Origin of the sequence: Sneathiella sp., from assembly GCF_047631475.1 — a bacterium.
In the GTDB taxonomy this organism is placed as follows: domain Bacteria; phylum Pseudomonadota; class Alphaproteobacteria; order Sneathiellales; family Sneathiellaceae; genus Sneathiella.
Map to the genome: position 1 here is coordinate 40,990 of NZ_JBLHZT010000021.1, position 18,344 is coordinate 59,333.

12 protein-coding genes and 1 CRISPR repeat array are annotated in these 18,344 nt (G+C 50.3%); of the genes, 7 read left to right on the forward strand and 5 right to left on the reverse strand.

Annotated elements, in window-relative coordinates; all coding sequences use genetic code 11:
- Positions 1–55 precede the first annotated feature (55 nt).
- The 5 genes from ACJAYR_RS10400 to ACJAYR_RS10420 all read left to right on the forward strand — a co-directional run bounded on the left by ACJAYR_RS10400 (position 56) and on the right by ACJAYR_RS10420 (position 5,591).
- The gene (locus ACJAYR_RS10400; protein WP_415236544.1) at positions 56–1,666 is read left to right on the forward strand and encodes a hypothetical protein; all 1,611 of its coding nucleotides are present in this window, start codon (positions 56–58) and stop codon (positions 1,664–1,666) included.
- Between the two features lie 88 nt (positions 1,667–1,754).
- Entirely contained in the window at positions 1,755–2,660 is a 906-nt protein-coding gene (locus ACJAYR_RS10405; RefSeq protein WP_415236545.1) for a DnaJ C-terminal domain-containing protein, read from the forward strand.
- Between the two features lie 115 nt (positions 2,661–2,775).
- The gene (fabI, locus tag ACJAYR_RS10410; RefSeq protein WP_415236546.1) at positions 2,776–3,600 is read left to right on the forward strand and encodes an enoyl-ACP reductase FabI; all 825 of its coding nucleotides are present in this window, start codon (positions 2,776–2,778) and stop codon (positions 3,598–3,600) included.
- Between the two features lie 29 nt (positions 3,601–3,629).
- The gene (gene aroC / locus ACJAYR_RS10415; RefSeq protein WP_415236547.1) at positions 3,630–4,703 is read left to right on the forward strand and encodes a chorismate synthase; all 1,074 of its coding nucleotides are present in this window, start codon (positions 3,630–3,632) and stop codon (positions 4,701–4,703) included.
- Positions 4,704–4,820: 117 nt separating this feature from the next.
- Positions 4,821–5,591, forward strand: coding sequence for a hypothetical protein (locus tag ACJAYR_RS10420; protein WP_415236548.1), 771 nt, complete (start codon positions 4,821–4,823; stop codon positions 5,589–5,591).
- A 69-nt stretch (positions 5,592–5,660) separates the two neighbouring features.
- Here the strand turns inward: ACJAYR_RS10420 and dusA are convergent, their stop codons facing one another.
- Together dusA and ACJAYR_RS10430 are read right to left on the reverse strand one after the other, a co-directional pair.
- Positions 5,661–6,632: a tRNA dihydrouridine(20/20a) synthase DusA gene (gene dusA, locus ACJAYR_RS10425; RefSeq protein WP_415236555.1), complete on the reverse strand. Its 972-nt coding sequence runs from the start codon at positions 6,630–6,632 to the stop codon at positions 5,661–5,663.
- Between the two features lie 482 nt (positions 6,633–7,114).
- A complete protein-coding gene (locus tag ACJAYR_RS10430; RefSeq protein WP_415236556.1) occupies positions 7,115–7,573 on the reverse strand; it encodes an Lrp/AsnC family transcriptional regulator in 459 nt (152 codons plus the stop codon).
- 116 nt (positions 7,574–7,689) lie between these two features.
- On the opposite strand from ACJAYR_RS10430, the gene ACJAYR_RS10435 reads away from it, so the two are divergent.
- Positions 7,690–8,895 carry a methionine gamma-lyase gene (locus tag ACJAYR_RS10435; protein ID WP_415236549.1) on the forward strand — a complete coding sequence of 402 codons (1,206 nt, stop codon included), beginning with the start codon at positions 7,690–7,692 and terminating at the stop codon, positions 8,893–8,895.
- Between the two features lie 11 nt (positions 8,896–8,906).
- A complete protein-coding gene (locus ACJAYR_RS10440; protein ID WP_415236550.1) occupies positions 8,907–11,273 on the forward strand; it encodes a transketolase in 2,367 nt (788 codons plus the stop codon).
- 184 nt (positions 11,274–11,457) lie between these two features.
- A CRISPR array of direct repeats spans positions 11,458–14,330; the repeat unit is 36 nt; unit sequence GTTGCGGTTGGCCCGGCTTTTCCAGAGTGCTATAAC.
- Positions 14,331–14,403: 73 nt separating this feature from the next.
- Here ACJAYR_RS10440 and cas2 read toward each other — a convergent pair.
- The 3 genes from cas2 to cas9 form a co-directional block, all read right to left on the reverse strand.
- Positions 14,404–14,751: a CRISPR-associated endonuclease Cas2 gene (cas2, locus tag ACJAYR_RS10445; RefSeq protein WP_415236551.1), complete on the reverse strand. Its 348-nt coding sequence runs from the start codon at positions 14,749–14,751 to the stop codon at positions 14,404–14,406.
- Entirely contained in the window at positions 14,748–15,680 is a 933-nt protein-coding gene (gene cas1, locus ACJAYR_RS10450) for a type II CRISPR-associated endonuclease Cas1 (RefSeq protein ID WP_415236552.1), read from the reverse strand. The genes cas2 and cas1 overlap by 4 nt, the downstream gene beginning before the upstream one ends.
- Positions 15,681–15,744: 64 nt before the next feature.
- Positions 15,745–18,344 (reverse strand): type II CRISPR RNA-guided endonuclease Cas9 (gene cas9 / locus ACJAYR_RS10455; protein ID WP_415236553.1); only part of this gene is annotated, 2,600 nt, incomplete at its 5' end.

Sequence of the window (18,344 nt, forward strand, 5' to 3'; positions counted from 1 at the left end):
TACTGTATAGTCCAATAAAAGGGACATACAGAACACAAAAGTGTAGATTGAGTTGATGCGGAAACTTGAAAAAATTCTGACAGGTACGGCTGTTGCAGTCGTCCTGTCTTTGTCTATTGCCCCGGTTGTTACAGCTGGTTTCGAAGAAGCTGTTGCTGCCTATGAGCAAGGGGACTATAAAACAGCCTATGACAATTGGCTGCCTCTTGCTGAGGATGATGATCCTGCGGCTATGCGAAACATTGGTCATCTGTTTCGGCGAGGCCTTGGTGTCGAGAAAGATTTCTCGCTTGCGCTTAAATGGTATAAGCGCGCCGCCAATATGGGATTTGATCGGGCGCAGGCAAATGTTGGGACCATGTACCTGAACGGCGAAGGGGTGGATCAAAACTTCACCGAAGCCGCCTCCTGGTTTACAAAGGCCGCAAGAAATGGCCATACTATTGCGCAATATAACCTGGGCCTGATGTATGAATATGGAAAAGGCGTAGAGAAGAATAAAGCAAAAGCTTTGGCTTGGTATAATCTTGCGTCAAAAGCAGGGCATAAACAGGCTTTAAACAAATTGTCGATCCTTGTTGCGGGCAATCCAGATATTTCTGCGACTGAGAAAGAGATCCCCGTTAAGAAATCTATCCCTGTTGCGACGGTACAAGAGAAACCGAAAAGTGTTGCTGCGGTTAAAGCATCTTCACAGCCCGAGACGCCTGTCGTGGCCCCAACACCCAAGCCGCCAAAAGATAGTGTGGTAAAAACGGTGGTGCCAGCGACACCAAAGCCAGCCTTGAAACCGGTTTTGAATACGGTCACGAAACCGGTGACAGTATCGAAAACTGCCCCGGTTGCACCTGTTTCAAAACCGGACAGTGTCGCCTCAGTGACAAAAACTGCGACGGCCTCTTCCGTAACGGCCCCCGAGAAACCAGCTCCGACAGTGAAAGCCGAGACGAAGTTTGACCCGTTTGCGGGAAGTGAAAACAAAGTTCAAACCTCTGGTGAAGCAACAGTTTTCTCGAAGGCGGCCCCAAGTGAGAGCCCAAAGACGGTTGCAGTCCCGATCGCTGATAAGCCAAAAGAGGAAAAAGGTTTTTTTGCGGCGCTTAAGTCCTTGGTCTCCGGCGATAGTGAACAAGAAAAAGCTGTTGATACTTCCGAGGTGAAAACAGAAGGTTCAGACCGGACCGTGACGAGCAATAAATCTGCGGCAACGACGGACGCTTCTCCTGTTCAGTCGACCGCTTCTACGGCAACCCAAGCTTCTGAGAAGGTTCAACCACAAACCGAAACGGCACAAACCGTTGCTGCGGTAGCACCGCAGCAGCCTGTCGTCCAGCCAAAGATGGCAGCACCTGCCGTTACGGTTGCCCCGAGTGCACTATCGTTATCGGAGCAATTGGAACTTGCGGAACTAGCATTTACGCTCGAAGAATATCAACAGGCACTGAGTGTCTGGGCCCCATTGGCCCAAAAAGGCAACGACGTTGCCCAATATAGGTTAGGGGTTATGTTCAATCGCGGCCTGGCTGTTCCTGTGGATCGTGTTCGGGCATATTATTGGTGGGAAAAAGCAAAGCAGAGCGGTAATCAAAATGCAGCTCAATCTCTTGCGAACCTTGAAAAAACACTTACATTTCTTGAGAAACGGCAACTTCAGCGTGTGAACTAGTTTATTCAGAAAATCGTGGAATTTCTTCCACAGCAGTTTTTGGTTTGATAAACAGAATATTCAAGAAATCGGACGGTAAAGACAACTCATGCAAGACCCTTATAGTGTTCTTGGCGTATCGAAAAGCGCCAGCCAGCAGGAAATAAAGTCGGCTTATCGAAAGCTGGCAAAAAAATATCACCCGGACGCCAATCCAGGGGATGAAAAGATTGCGGACAAATTCAAGTCTGTTTCTGCGGCCTATAATATTGTCGGCGACGAAACATCGCGTGGAAAATTTGATCGTGGCGAAATTGATGCGAATGGCCAGCAACAAGCGCCGTTTGGATTTGGCGGCGGCGGCGGGGGCGGCGGGCGCACCCGTCAGGCCGGATCAGATTTTTTTGGAGGTGGTGCAGAGGATATTTTCTCAGACATTTTTGGCAATTTCAGGCAGGGCGGCCGCCGACAGAATGTCCCGCAAAAAGGGCGCGATAAGATCTTTGCAATTGATGTCTCTTTTGTCGAGGCTGCGATCGGCGGAAAACGCCGCCTTACTTTGGGCGAGGGAGGCAAGACGCTTGACGTCAAGGTTCCTGCCGGCATAACCGATGGAAAACAGATCCGCCTGAAGGGGCAAGGCGAGCCCGGTGCATATGGCGGCGGAAATGGCGACATCCTGATCAATGTCTCGGTCAAGGAACACCCGGTTTTTAAACGAGACGGGATGAACGTTATCGTTGAACTGCCGATCAGTTTGCCCGAAGCTGTCTTGGGTGCAAAAGTTGCTGTTCCAACAGTGGACGGGGCTGTGAACCTGAAAATCCCGGCTGGGTCAAATACAGGATCCACCCTTCGATTGAAAGGGAAGGGGATTGATGGCAAAACCCGAGGTGATCAACTGGTAAGATTAAAAGTTGTACTTCCTGAAAAACAGGATGAAGAACTTCAGGGCTGGGTGGCGAAATGGTCGGAAGATCATGATTATGACGCCCGCTCAAAGTTCGCAAAATAATTGATAACTGACTATTATAACAAAATAATACCATTTGCTTTTGACTGTTTTTGGTCCGCGCTATAAAAATAGACAAGCAAAAGGTTCTTTTTCAAAAAGAAAAGTGGATTGGTGGATGACTGAGCAATTGGGGCTAATGGCAGGAAAACGGGGTGTGATCATGGGGGTCGCAAACGATAAATCTCTTGCCTGGGGAATTGCGAAAGCACTGAGTGATCATGGGGCGGAAATCGCTTTTACCTATCAGGGCGAGGCTTTGGGGAAAAGGGTAAAGCCATTGGCTGAAAGTGTTGGTTCTGACTTCGTTCTTGAATGTGATGTAACGGATGACGCCTCGATGGATGGCGTGTTTCAGGCAATCGAGGATAGATGGGGCAAGATCGATTTTCTGGTCCATGCCATTGGCTATTCTGATAAAACCCAGCTGCGCGGAAATTATTCCGATACCACACGCGACAACTTCTTGATGACGATGGATATCTCGTGTTTCTCGTTTACAGCCGTTGCCAAGCGAGCTGCCCGACTTATGACTGAAGGGGGCAGTATGGTAACGCTGACTTATTACGGCGCAGAACGGGTCGTTCCGCATTACAACGTCATGGGCGTTGCGAAGGCGGCACTGGAGGCATCTGTTCGTTATCTTGCAATGGAAATGGGCCGTAATAAAATTCGGGTAAACGCGATTTCAGCAGGACCCATTAAAACATTGGCGGCCTCTGGCATTGGTGATTTTCGCTATATTCTGAAATGGAACGAATATAATGCGCCGTTGAAACGCAATGTTACCATTGAAGATGTTGGGGGATCGGCTCTTTACCTGTTGAGCGATCTTGGTTCAGGTGTCTCCGGGGAAACCCATCATGTGGATGCAGGATATCATGTTGTTGGCATGAAGGCTGAAGATGCCCCTGATTTGACACCTCCTCAAAATAATTCCTGATCTTATTCTAACTCGGGGCGATTGCCACCATGTCACATAATAGTTTTGGTCATTTGTTCCGGGTAACAACTTGGGGCGAAAGTCACGGCCCCGCGCTTGGCTGCGTTGTTGATGGCTGTCCGTCCTTGATCGATATTACGGAAGAAGAGATTCAATTCTGGCTGGATCGGCGCCGTCCAGGGCAAAACCGTTTCACAACCCAGCGGCGCGAGCCAGATGCGGTTAAGATTTTGTCCGGCGTCTTTGAAGGCAAAACAACGGGAACCCCGGTTAGCCTGATGATTGAGAATGTCGATCAACGATCCAAAGATTATGGGGATATCAAAGAAAAATATCGTCCCGGGCACGCTGATTTTGCCTATCAAACCAAATATGGCATTCGTGACTATCGGGGCGGTGGGCGTTCTAGCGCGCGGGAGACGGCAGCCCGTGTTGCGGCGGGGGCCCTCGCACGCAAGGTTCTTGGAGATCAGGTTAAGATCCAGGGATATTTGACCCAAATTGGCGATAAAGTTATTGATCGGTCGCGCTTTGATGCAGCTGAAATTGAAAATAACCCCTTTTGGTGTCCGGATTCCACGGCGGCAGAAGACTGGGAAGTTTATCTGGACAGTATCCGAAAAGCAGGTTCGTCAGTTGGCGCCGTGATTGAAGTCGTCGCATCCGGTATTCCTGCCGGGCTAGGGGCGCCGATTTATGGAAAACTGGACAGTGATCTGGCAGGCGCAATGATGACCATTAACGCCGTAAAAGGAGTTGAAATCGGCGAGGGATTTTCCGCGGCTGCCCTTACCGGTGAGAGCAATGCAGATGAAATGCGTCAGGGAAATGCAGATACTCCGCGTTTTATGAGCAATCACGCGGGCGGTATTCTAGGGGGTATTTCAACCGGACAGGATATCGTGGTGCGTTTCGCTGTGAAGCCGACCTCGTCTATCCTGAAGGCACGTGATACGGTCACTGTTGCGGGCGAAGACACTGAAATCGTTACCAAAGGACGTCACGACCCTTGCGTTGGTATTCGGGCTGTTCCAGTTGGTGAAGCCATGATGGCCTGTGTGTTGGCGGACCATTTGCTCCGTCATCGGGGGCAGCAGGGATAAATTTGACAATTTGGCCAATGCTTAACGTGTTATTAAGTATCTTTCTCTAATTTAAGGGCACCAGTACCAGCTTTAGAATGAAGCATACGGTCTCTTGAAAAGAGAAAGGTTGTTTTTATGTCTGATTTAATAGCGGGGTTTGCGGCCTCGTCCTCTTATAGCTCGTTTGCTGAAGCATCGCGCTATTCCAGTCCGTATAGCGGTCTCTCACAAACCTCCACGTCAATAGCGCAGGAAGCCTCGTTCAGTTTTGATGCGTTCGTCGCTGAGGATGCCCGCGCACCAGTTGTCTCCCTGCCTTTTGGTGAAGGGGATAAATCGTCTGACGATATGATGGAAATGCTCGCCAAAAAGCTTGAAGGGTTTTTAGAACCGTTCGGTAAAAAAGGTGAGGAGCTCGCAGAAATTCTTGGAAAAGCAATGGAAAGCCTATCGGATTTAGTTTCGGATACGGCCGTTGACGCAGCGGCCCTTTCCGTCGATATCCGATTTGCCAGAGTGGAAGAAACCTATAGCCAAGGTGGATATGGTGCGTCTTCCGCTGGAATTTTCAGCGGATTTGCCTTGGAAGTGAGTGTTGCTACGACCACGGTTGATTTTGATCCTGATCGGTCCGCAGTGATCAATATGGAAGGAAGCAAGGTCGAGTTCTCTTCCATGCAAATGATTGAAGGTCATAAACGAGGGGTCTTCCGCCGTGAAGCTGATGCGGTAAGGGAACTTCCAGGCTTTGATCACAAGAAAGCAGAAGAAGCGAAGCAAATTCTTGATTTCTTAAAAGACAATCAGAAACGCGTAGAGGCTTTTTCCCGGCAGGAAGAACATAGTTATCGACATCAGTTGAAATCCGTATTTAACGGATTTAACCGGTTTAACTCTATTTTTTAGGTTCCTCGTTCAGGATTCCGAAGTGGAATGGGAGCATTCGCGTATTCGGGATCTTGAGACCCTCCGTTGTTAGCGGATTTTTGCCGCCGCTTCTTTCAGGACAGACGGTGTGGCGTCTTTTAAATGCGCGTTCTCAGAAATGTGCCGGCGCCAGGCTTTGGCTCCGGGTCGACCCTGAAATAAACCGAGCATATGCCGGGTTATAGATTTGAGCGGAACCCCTTTTTTCATCTCACGATCAATATAAGGCAGCATGTTCTGGATAATATCCTGCCGTTCTGGACTTTCATCGGATAGTTCATAATACCGATTGTCGATCGCGGCTAGAAAATACGGGTTCTGATACGCTTCCCGACCAATCATGACGCCGTCTACATGGTCTAGATGCACATCGATTTCTTCCAAAGTTGTAATGCCACCATTGATGATGATTTCAAGATCTGGAAAATCTTTCTTTAACTGGTAAACCCGAGGATAATCCAGTGGCGGGATCGTTCTGTTCTCTTTTGGGCTCAATCCGGTCAGCCAGGCTTTGCGCGCGTGAATGATAAAGGTTTTGCAGCCTGCCGCGGTAACAGTTCCGATAAAATCGACAAGATGTTGATAGCTGTCCAGATCATCAATGCCGATCCGGTTTTTGACGGTCACAGGAAGGGCCGTCGTATCTTTCATTGCTTTGATACAGTCTGCAACGGTGTTGGGCTCGGCCATGAGGCAAGCGCCAAAGCGCCCATTTTGAACCCGATCCGAAGGGCAGCCAACGTTCAGGTTAATTTCCTGATAGCCATATCGTTCGCCGATCGCGGCACATTTTGCTAAATCAGCAGCATTGCTGCCCCCCAGTTGCAGGGCAACAGGCTGTTCCGCCGGATCAAAGCTTAGATGCCGGGCTTCATCACCAAATAAGATGGCGCCTGTCGTGACCATCTCGGTATAAAGAAGAGCCTTGCTGGAGATCAACCGAAGGAAATAACGATCATGGCGATCCGTCCAGTCCAACATAGGAGCGATGCTTACAGTTCTGTCCAGTTTCGTCACGATAAATACCTCAAAAGCTTATCGACACTGATATAATGAATTTATAAAAACATAAAAGCAAAAACTACGCTGCCCGGCTCAGTCGCACATCGGTTGTCCATCATGATTATGGGCGGGAGCATTGTCAAAAATAACGAAGTTTTTGAGAAGAGACCGACTACCGCAGAGATTTTAAGAGGCTTGGGAACATGCACTGGCGCATGTGAAGACGAATTGCCAAGGATGTTCGTCCCTTGAACGGTAAAGAGGTGCTGATCCTTTGGTGAAAAATCAGAACCAATAAGGATGTCGACCCCTTTATTCATCCCAATCAATCACACCAAAGGTGCTACAACGACAAAAGATCCCTTTCACTGATCGGTGTCAGTTTTCTAGAATTGTTTGGGCACGGCGTCGTTGGGATCACGTTTGGTTTAGGCGACCGAGGAAGAGAGAACTGAGTGAATTCAATGAATTTGACTGTCCGTCCAATCCAAGATGTTCAATCAATTCAGTGGTGGGAATACAGCTGTCTTTTTGACCGTGCCATAAACGAAGCTCGTATCAATGGAGGCAATGCATCCGATCGGATGGATACGGTTGCGGATGAACGTTTCGTAACTGTCGAGATCGGCGACCACGACGCGAAGCTGATAGTCTGTCTGCCCTGTCAAGACGTGGCATTCGAGCACTTCGTCTAACGCCTTGATGCGGGCCTCAAAATGTTGAACGTCTTTTTCATTGTGCCGCTCGAGCTTGATCCTGACAAAGACCGTCACGGGAAGTCCGTAGACGGCAGCATCCGCGCTGGCGGCATATCCCAGAATGGCACCGCGGGCTTCAAGGTTGCGTATCCGGCGTAGACAGGGGGACGGTGACAGATTTACGAGCTCAGCAAGCTCCTGATTGGTCATTCGTCCGTTTTTTTGAAGTGCGCGGATTATCTGTCGGTCTTTGTCGTCCATAGGGTTCCTTTTTGGCATAATATATCAATATGATATCGAAAATTGGCATAAGTGGCAATAAAATACTGTCTTTTGTGTGGTAATATGTTTCCATATTCAAACGAAGGATGACAACAATGACCAACACTTTGAAGGGCTTTGCCTCCCGTGCTATTCATCATGGCTACGATCCACTGGACAATGAGGGGGCCTTGACGCCGCCGCTCCATTTGACGTCAACTTTTGCGTTTGAGTCAGCCGAAGCAGGGGCTGAGATGTTCGCCGGAGAGAGACAAGGTCATGTCTATTCCCGGATATCAAACCCGACACTGGATCTTCTAGAACGCCGCGTGGCCAAGCTCGAAGGGGCAGAAGCGGGGTTGGCCCTGTCCTCTGGAATGGGGGCAATTACGGCAACGCTTTGGACCATTCTCAGTCCGGGTGATGAACTGATCGTGGATGAAACACTTTATGGATGCACTTTTGCTTTCATGCGTCATGGGCTCGCCAAATGGGGGGTGAAGATCACTCATGTCGATCTGACCGATCCGGTGAACCTGTCGGCTGCTATCAGCGAAAAGACCCGCGCAGTTTATTTTGAAACGCCCGCTAATCCGAACATGCGTTTGGTTGATATTCGTGCCGTTACTGCGATCGCTCATGACGCGGGTGCCTTGGTTGTTGTCGACAACACCTACGCAACCCCTTATCTAACCCGCCCGATTGAGCTGGGGGCTGACCTTGTGGTACACTCGGCTACTAAATATCTGGGCGGACACGGGGACCTTGTCGCCGGGCTCGTGGTTGGAGAACAGGAGCAGATCAGCGAAATACGGCTCATTGGCATGAAAGACATGACCGGTGCCGTTATGGCCCCATTTAATGCAATGTTGATCTTGCGCGGATTAAAGACGCTTGCCCTTCGGATGGATCGTCACTGTGCTTCGGCGATGGAAACAGCCCTTTGGCTAGAAGCGCATCCTGCCATCGGTACGGTATATTATCCGGGGCTGAAGAGTTTTGCTCAGTATGAACTTGCCGCGCAGCAGATGGCCAAACCGGGCGGAATGATCGCCTTTGAACTGAAGGGCGGGATGCAGGCGGGAAAGGATATGATGAACCGCCTTGAAATGATCGGACGAGCAGTTTCTTTGGGGGATGCTGAAACCCTCATCCAGCACCCCGCTTCCATGACCCATTCGACCTATACGCCGGAAGAGCGCCTGGCGCATGGCATTAGCGACGGGTTGGTCAGGCTGTCCGTAGGGCTGGAAGATCCAGCTGACATATTTGCTGATCTCGAACAGGCTCTGCCTCGGGATATGACGCAAACCGCAGCATAAGGAAGCGCAAGATGATCGCCAAAACCAAGCATCTTAAGACCATCGAACAGCGTCTGTTGTGGCTTTCGCACTGGACAATTCATCACGCTAACCACATTCGTCCCAAGATTGATGGGATCAAGGTCGGCGGACATCAGGCCAGCAGCGCGTCCATGGTGTCGATCATGACGGCACTTTATTTCTCGGCGCTTCGCCCTGAGGACAGGGTGGCTGTGAAGCCCCATGCCAGCCCTGTCTTCCACGCGATGCAGTATCTCATGGGAAACCAGACCCGCGAGAAACTGGAGAATTTCCGTGGCTTTGAGGGCGCGCAGAGTTATCCCAGCCGAACCAAGGATATTGATGACGTTGATTTCTCGACTGGCTCGGTCGGTCTTGGTGTTGCCATCACCTCCTTTGCATCGTTGGTGCAGGATTATATCGCTGCCAAATCCTGGGGGGAGGGCGCGCCTTTTGGTCGGATGGTTGCGCTCGTGGGTGACGCCGAGCTTGATGAAGGGAACGTTTATGAAACCTTGCAAGAAGGTTGGAAGAACGATCTGCGGAATTGTTGGTGGATTATCGACTATAACCGGCAGTCGCTCGACGGTGTTGTCCGTGAGGGGTTGTTTAGCCGGATCGAAAAAATCTTCGACGCGTTTGGATGGGATGTGGTGCGCGTGAAGCATGGCTCCCTACAGCGCGCGGCCTTTGCCGAACCGGGCGGTGATAAACTGCGGGCGTGGATTGATGCCTGTCCAAATCAGGAATTTGCAGCGCTTACCTATATGGGAGGCGAGGTGTGGCGTCAGCGCTTGATGGATGATCTTGGTGATCAGGGAGATGTGAGCGAGCTTTTAGGGCGGCGCAGCGATGATGAACTGGCTGCATTGATGGAAAATCTTGGGGGCAACTGCGTAGAGACCATGGCCGAGGTTTTTGCCAGGATTGATCACGACCGCCCTGTCTGCTTTCTGGCCTATACGGTGAAAGGGTGGGGGACACCAATCGCCGGGCATAAGGATAATCATGGAGGCCTGATGAATGTCCCGCAGTTTAAGGACTGGCAGGCTCAGATGGGTGTGGAGGACGGGCAGGAGTGGCAGCCCATCGCCGGAGTAGAAGACCCTGACGGCCTTCGGGCGTTTCTATCGGATGTTCCGTTTTTCGCAAAAGGCGCACGCCGATATCGCGACGAGCGGATCGAAGTGCCCCAGATCGACAGCATCACCGATCGCGAGATATCCACTCAAGCAGCCTTTGGCAAAATTCTTGACGGCCTTGGCAAGACCGGCGGGGCAATGGCCGATCGCATTCTGACGATGTCGCCCGATGTCACAGGCACAACAGGTCTGGGATCATGGGTTAATCGCCGCAAACTTTTTGCCCGAACCACACAGGCGGACGCCTTCATCGAGCATCGCATTCCGTCAACCGCGAAATGGGAATTTGCACCTGAGGGTCAACATCTTGAACTCGGTATCGCCGAGATGAACCTGATGCTTCTTCTGGGAGCAGCTGGCCTGTCGCATAGCCTTTTTGGCAAGCGAGTAATACCCGTTGGAACCTTATACGATCCGTTTGTCAGCCGTGGGCTGGATGCTCTTAATTATGCCTGCTATCAGGATGCACGTTTTCTGTTGGTAGGAACGCCTTCTGGTGTGACATTGGCACCCGAAGGCGGGGCACACCAATCCATCGGTACACCTTTGATCGGGATGAGCCAGGATGGATTGGCGGCCTTTGAGCCTGCTTTTGCCGATGAACTGGCGGTGATCATGGAATGGGCGTTTGACTATTTACAGCGCGAGGGCGAGGGCGATCCGGATGAACGGACATGGTTGCGTGATGAAACGGGCGGTGCAGTTTACCTGCGTTTGTCAACCAACCCGATCGAACAGCTGGGAAAACGGGGGGACAGTGCGTTCCGCCAAGGCGCAATCGATGGCGCTTACTGGCTGAGGAAGCCCGGACCGAATTGTGAAGTGGTTGTAGCGTATCAGGGCGTGGTGGCACCGGAAGCGATCAAGGCCGCGGGACGTCTGGCGGAAGGCCGCCGCGACATTGGTGTTCTGGCCGTTACATCGGCTGATCGTCTGAACGCGGGCTGGACCGCAGCACAACGCGCCCGTTCACGTGGGCAGGAGGATGCCAGTTCTCATATTGAAACGCTGCTGCAGGATATACCAGCACATTGCCGCATCGTCACCGTCATAGACGGTCACCCGGCGACCTTGGCGTGGCTCGGGTCGGTTCTGGGTCACCAGACGATCCCGCTTGGGGTGGAGCATTTTGGCCAGACTGGAACCATTGGCGATGTTTACAAGCACTATGGGATTGACGCGAGCTCAATCATTAAAAAGGTCAATGCCCTAACCGCAGGTCGCCCGGTTTACTAAAGGAACAGACGAGGGCACATTACAGAATAAACGAGTTTCCCGAAAGGCCAGCAATCAGGAAATAAAAGCTGTTATGTGCCCTTGCATCCAATACCGTGACCGGCAGTTTGAAAGTCGGTCGCTTTCTTTCAATAACGAAAGTCCCGAACGAAGCGCCTCTTGGCACCAAAAACCGTATGAAAGGTTTTCTGCTGGCCCGGCTTTTCCAGAGTGCTATAACAACTCCTCCAACCTTTGATCCAATACCACCGTTACGGTTGGCCCGGCTTTTCCAGAGTGCTATAACTTCCTGCTTATTACAATCTCTAGCATAGCAGTTGCGGTTGGCCCGGCTTTTCCAGAGTGCTATAACTCACATGTGTCATATTCGGCGTCGATTAACGTTGCGGTTGGCCCGGCTTTTCCAGAGTGCTATAACCAAAATCTTACGAACCCTACGCGCGGTTACGTTGCGGTTGGCCCGGCTTTTCCAGAGTGCTATAACGACCAAAACCACCAGACATGGCCGAAGGATGTTGCGGTTGGCCCGGCTTTTCCAGAGTGCTATAACTCAAACGGTCAGAACGACCATCCGCTTGAAGTTGCGGTTGGCCCGGCTTTTCCAGAGTGCTATAACCACTGGGGCCAGCTCCATGCGAGAATATCGTTGCGGTTGGCCCGGCTTTTCCAGAGTGCTATAACTAAACGCGACCTCTGGCGTTGCGTGGATATGTTGCGGTTGGCCCGGCTTTTCCAGAGTGCTATAACGAGAAAAAGATTGTCTGGGCCCGGCGCTATGTTGCGGTTGGCCCGGCTTTTCCAGAGTGCTATAACAACGGACAACCGAATAGGTGTAGCAGATGAGTTGCGGTTGGCCCGGCTTTTCCAGAGTGCTATAACATCAGAAGAATGGATCGTGCGTGCTTACAAGTTGCGGTTGGCCCGGCTTTTCCAGAGTGCTATAACAATGTTGTCGAGGGTGCGTATTTTGACTGTGTTGCGGTTGGCCCGGCTTTTCCAGAGTGCTATAACATTTATCTGGCAGGCTCCACCCTGTTTTGGGTTGCGGTTGGCCCGGCTTTTCCAGAGTGCTATAACGTCCCACTCCCCTACTACGCTTCATATTTAGTTGCGGTTGGCCCGGCTTTTCCAGAGTGCTATAACACTGCCAAAAGACTGTTCTGATCCAAATATGTTGCGGTTGGCCCGGCTTTTCCAGAGTGCTATAACTGGCCTCCGCCAAAAGATTGGCCTGAACATGTTGCGGTTGGCCCGGCTTTTCCAGAGTGCTATAACATACCCAGAACTGGCTATTTTGCCGTTTTTGTTGCGGTTGGCCCGGCTTTTCCAGAGTGCTATAACTCACGATCTAAGTCATCAGGTCCATACTGTGTTGCGGTTGGCCCGGCTTTTCCAGAGTGCTATAACCCATTGAGGCCAGCTCCATGAGAGTATGTCGTTGCGGTTGGCCCGGCTTTTCCAGAGTGCTATAACTGCTACACCAAACGGGACTTATACAAATCCTGTTGCGGTTGGCCCGGCTTTTCCAGAGTGCTATAACGGGCTAAAGAAGTTGCTCGGCAAAGATATAGTTGCGGTTGGCCCGGCTTTTCCAGAGTGCTATAACCTTAATTGCGAAGGGGCTGGCGCAGGCGGGTTGCGGTTGGCCCGGCTTTTCCAGAGTGCTATAACAGCGTCAGCTTTGCAAGCAGTGCTGTGGATAGTTGCGGTTGGCCCGGCTTTTCCAGAGTGCTATAACACGAGCTAGCAGACGTAGAAAGCGAATTGAGTTGCGGTTGGCCCGGCTTTTCCAGAGTGCTATAACGTGAAAATGCGTCAAGGTTCACGACGACTAGTTGCGGTTGGCCCGGCTTTTCCAGAGTGCTATAACCAATCGCGGCCAGCATTGCAGCCTCTTGCTGTTGCGGTTGGCCCGGCTTTTCCAGAGTGCTATAACTTTTTACAATGGCAGACACTAGAGCAGCCAGTTGCGGTTGGCCCGGCTTTTCCAGAGTGCTATAACACAAAAAATATGGTCCACAGGATTAAGCGTGTTGCGGTTGGCCCGGCTTTTCCAGAGTGCTATAACTGGACCATCAGCGCAATGTTTGTCACTGGTGTTGCGGTTGGCCCGGCTTTTCCAGAGTGCTATAACTTTGATTTACTCGTAGGTACGCGCACATTAGTTGCGGTTGGCCCGGCTTTTCCAGAGTGCTATAACGTGAATAACCCCGGTGGTTATGTCGGACCGGTTGCGGTTGGCCCGGCTTTTCCAGAGTGCTATAACCAGGCGGGGCCTTCAACGTCACCAGCCCGAGTTGCGGTTGGCCCGGCTTTTCCAGAGTGCTATAACCAACATCGCGAAAGATCACGTCTCTCTACAGTTGCGGTTGGCCCGGCTTTTCCAGAGTGCTATAACTCTGTCCTTGAGTAGCCATCGCGAAGTTCTGTTGCGGTTGGCCCGGCTTTTCCAGAGTGCTATAACGATTTGAAAAGACTAGTTGTCTTTGATCGTGTTGCGGTTGGCCCGGCTTTTCCAGAGTGCTATAACCTAAACTCACAACAAAGGAAACATCATGAAGTTGCGGTTGGCCCGGCTTTTCCAGAGTGCTATAACTAAACAGACCGAAATGATCACAAAGCAAACGTTGCGGTTGGCCCGGCTTTTCCAGAGTGCTATAACTATTACTCACTACACTTCCGCCGCCCGTCGTTGCGGTTGGCCCGGCTTTTCCAGAGTGCTATAACAAGGCTGCAAATGGCTTTAATGGCAGCGGTGTTGCGGTTGGCCCGGCTTTTCCAGAGTGCTATAACAAGAGCAGGAATATATGCTTGAGCTGTACCGTTGCGGTTGGCCCGGCTTTTCCAGAGTGCTATAACGACCACCTTGTTTTAAATACATGATGGTCAGTTGCGGTTGGCCCGGCTTTTCCAGAGTGCTATAACTTCATGACGATCCTCCGGTTATAGTCGGATGTTGCGGTTGGCCCGGCTTTTCCAGAGTGCTATAACGCTAACCTTTGTAACCCGGATAAAATCAGAGTTGCGGTTGGCCCGGCTTTTCCAGAGTGCTATAACTGATCGATAGGTAACGATTTGATATATCTGGGTGTTTTAGATATTTTAATTTTCGAAAACATCCAGATACCTTTCAAAAAAGTATAAATTGCTCCGGGTTTTTTAGGGAATCGCTTCGTCGTCCCCCTCTCAAACAAACAATATTTTCATACTGCTTATCTGTGAATTGCAAAATATCTACCTTGCCTTCAGGGGGCATTGCCGCTTCGATTTTCCGTATAATTGCTTGAACGGCTTCTTTACCCGCTGTATGGCGAACATAAACAGAATATTGAGCCATTTCGAAGGCGTTATCAAGCAGTAAAGACCGAAACTCTGTATAGGAGTGCCGCTCTTGTTTAGTTGTCGTTGGCAGATCAAATAACACCATTACCCACATGAATTTATATCCACTTAGTTTGGTAAAGCGAACGGTACTCATGTTGAGCGATCGGTTGAAGGGGTTAGCATCAAGGGGGGCGGCGGCGCGGGTATCTCAAGTTTTTTACGATGTCCCATAAACACCTGCGCCAGAGAGTGTGCCATTCTGTCCATACAGGATTGCATCGGGCTCGCGCCGATCGGGGACTGCATATCCATTGTTAAAACCCCTGCCAGGATGGCTTTGCGTTCGGGTGTTAATTCAAAAGAATTATTTTCTGCTTCTGAAACTATTCTTTTCACTTTGTAGTCAACCCACGGGCGGAAAGGTTCCATCAAGTCGTCGGCCAAACGCAGGGCATCTCCTTTGCTTTGATGATGTAGAGACAATGAAGGGTGCAGGCCCGCCGCCAAAATGGAACGGGCCATAGCGGTTCGAATAATGGTGTATCCATAATTCAGCGCCCCATTAATATCGCCCTCGCGCGACCCTCGTGTAAAACTTTCTCCCATCAGGCGTTTCCAGTATTTTCGCGCGGCCTGTGCTTCGATGTTGTCCGAATCCCCCGATTTGACCCGTGAGGCCATCGACGCAATATCTGTCCCATTTAGGTGGCAGGCGTTCAGGACTTGTGCCTGTGTTTCAATCTTTGAGATTATCAGTTGGGCCCATAGACGCTTTAATAAAGGTTTGTTGGCGACCGCTTGCGCTTGCATCGATAACCCTTGAGCGAAATGCCCGTCGATTGGCCAGATGACTGATGCGGGGGATTGCCGGTTATCACATATTACGACGGGGACATTTGCTTGAGCCAGACGAGAGCAAATATTCACTGATAAAGACGCACCATGGCCGCGTATAATCAAGGCGGCCATGTCCTCGATTGCGACTTTCCCAATGATCTGTTCGTCAATTTCAATGGATAAAAAACCACGAGAAACACTGAGATAGGCACCATCTGAAGAAATGTCGACAACACGATTTTTCATGATCCCCTCCTTATCTATATAAGGAGAAAATATAGCGGTAGAGTTAAAAAACAATTATTGCATATTATTGGTGTGTTTTTATGATACCTGAAGGACTGACGGTTACATATTTGGCTTTGGCCTTTTGCAAGGCGCCGGGTGCCATTTGAATTGCCGAGAGAGACTTATCCCTCACTCGAGCCGAGGCATTTGCTTCATGATGTTCAGATAGCGATATAATGCCCTTTGAAAATTTATAAATCTGCACAATTTTTTCAGTCCCTTGATGCTCTATTTGAAGATAGTCTTTTTTTCGCAGTCGCATCAGCAGTGTCTGGCCGTTCTGTCCTTCAAGTCGCCGCCACCAATTGGCGTCTTTCCGGGCAAGTTGATAGGCCTGATAGATTGAAATAACCTCGCCAGCCCATTTACCTTTGTCTGTTATCCAGATGTCATAGCAATAGTTTCCATCGCCTTTGTAGGCTTTGTATTCCTTGCCCGCCGCATCTTTAAAAGGGATAACGTTCAACTTTTCTTCAATCCGTACCTTGTAAACAGGGGGTGTCATGGCATGCGCGGCCTGCAGCAGGGCTTGCTTAAAGTCTGATCCCGCCAGACCAAAGGTGGCAATTTCTAAATGCTCTCTAATCTTTTCATCCCGGATTTTTGCCAAATCGTTGATTGATTTGAAACTGTCACTGTCCAGTGGTTTGCGTGTGACAACCAGACGGGCGCCTCGTTTGTCAGGCAGGCCCTCTTCACCTTTTGTCAGGCCATAAGCCGTATCATTATGCATGGCCGCCTGTATGCCATGGTCGGGTTTGTGGCTGACAATAATATTTCTGACGGCCGTTTCGACATCACTTCGAAAATTCGGCCAGGGCTCTTCCAGTCCCGCGATTAACTTTTCACTATTCAGGTTTTCATTCTGCTTGGCCAGACTGGCCGCCTTGCCAAGCATTGCCATATCTGTGCAGGCAACGACGATTGCATCAATTGCATGATGCCGGTGGTCTTGCCGGTTTTTCTTTTGGGCTTCGGATTCAGGTTCGTTATGCCCGCGCAAGACAGAATTCAGCCCCCAAACATGGCGCAAGTCAGCGGTTAATCGTCCCGGGATGACATGCACATGATTCTTGGCGCCTTTATATCCTTGTCCGCCGTAAATCGCTTCCAGATAGGTTTTTGCCAGCCGGGAAATATATTGGGTATCCGTTAGTTGCCGGGCGAGAAACCCGCCTTCAAATTCGGTAAAGCGGTCCATGGCGTCGGGGCTGAAACGCCATTGTTTGTTTTTGGGTAGTTCTGCGGCTCTTTTGGAAATTTCCTGCCAGTCATATCCGCGCGGCGAATGACCAAAGGCGTCATAGGGTGTCTGGTTTTCCTTGTCTCTGTTCGCTTGTCGGGTTGCCAGCGTTTTATTGGCATAGCTGTCGTCAAGGGTGCGAGAGAAGGGCAGGATATGCTCAATCTCGATTTTGTCAGAGAAGAGATCGGTTAGTTTGATCTGTTCGCCTGAAAAAGGACAGCGTTTTCCCAACGCTTCAAGGTCTTCATAGAGGCGCAAGCGCATTCGATTTTCGTAGGTGTTTTGTCTTCCAAGCTCTTCAAGTGTTTTTTGGCGTTTCTCGTTGGCTTCCTGATTTTCTTTTTGCTTCTTCTCCAGTTCGCTTTTGCCTTTGGCCGATAGTGGCAAGTCTCGTGCAAGCTCAACAACAATTTGTTCAGGGGGGCCAAAACGCGTCATTAAATCGTTCACAACAGCGCGGATCTGATTTAATGCGACATGTACTGTGGGGTTAGCAACCTTGCCATATCGCTTTTCATCGGGATCCTTAGGATCCCCGGAACCAAATGCAACAGATCGTTCCAGAATGACCCCATAATAGGGCAAGGCTTCGTCAAATATTTCACCGGTTCCAAAATGGCTGTGGCTGCCAAGCCCGGATTGTTGCACAGCATCAGAATAGACGGTGACGCCAGCTTCCAGTGGTGGCAGGATTTTGGACAGGGCCTCACTGCTCAGGCTTCCATAACCGTCAGGAAGCGGGCAGTCTGCGACGCGAAAGGCTTGGTCTTTCTTTAATCCATATGTCTTGCATAACCAATTGACGAGAACGTCTTCATTTTCGTCATGGATAAGTCGGCCGACGATTTCGTCCTGTTTTTCCAAACTCAGATTAAGCCACGTGGGGCCCCAGCGATCTTCCTGCATTAACCGCGCTGCGGTTTCGTCCCCCTGCAGGTCGATGCGTTTTTCGGATTCAAGATTGAAAGTATCGTAGGGGGATAATTTCAATAATTTTTTCAATTGCTTGAAGGTTACTTTTGCTGTTTTACTCGTAGGTGTTAGCAACCGGGTTGTAACGATATCGCGTTGTTCTTTTGAAAGAGGCTGTTGGACTGCACCAGTTGGTGTGACACGTAGACTGTTTGCTTCTTGGAAAATTCGGGCGCGTTGTGACGATGGTAATGCTTTTGCAGCTCTTTCAAGCTCAGGTATTAAGGTGCATTTTCCAACCGGTGGCGATTTTAACGGATGCTGCCATTCGATGGTATCGCGAAGGCGCGCATAAGCTGCTTTGGTGAGTACCTTAGGATGGAATTCCTTTTGGTATTCCCATATTTTGGTGAGTTCATCCAGAATTAAATCCCGGGTCGGATAATAGTCATATTGCCATTTTG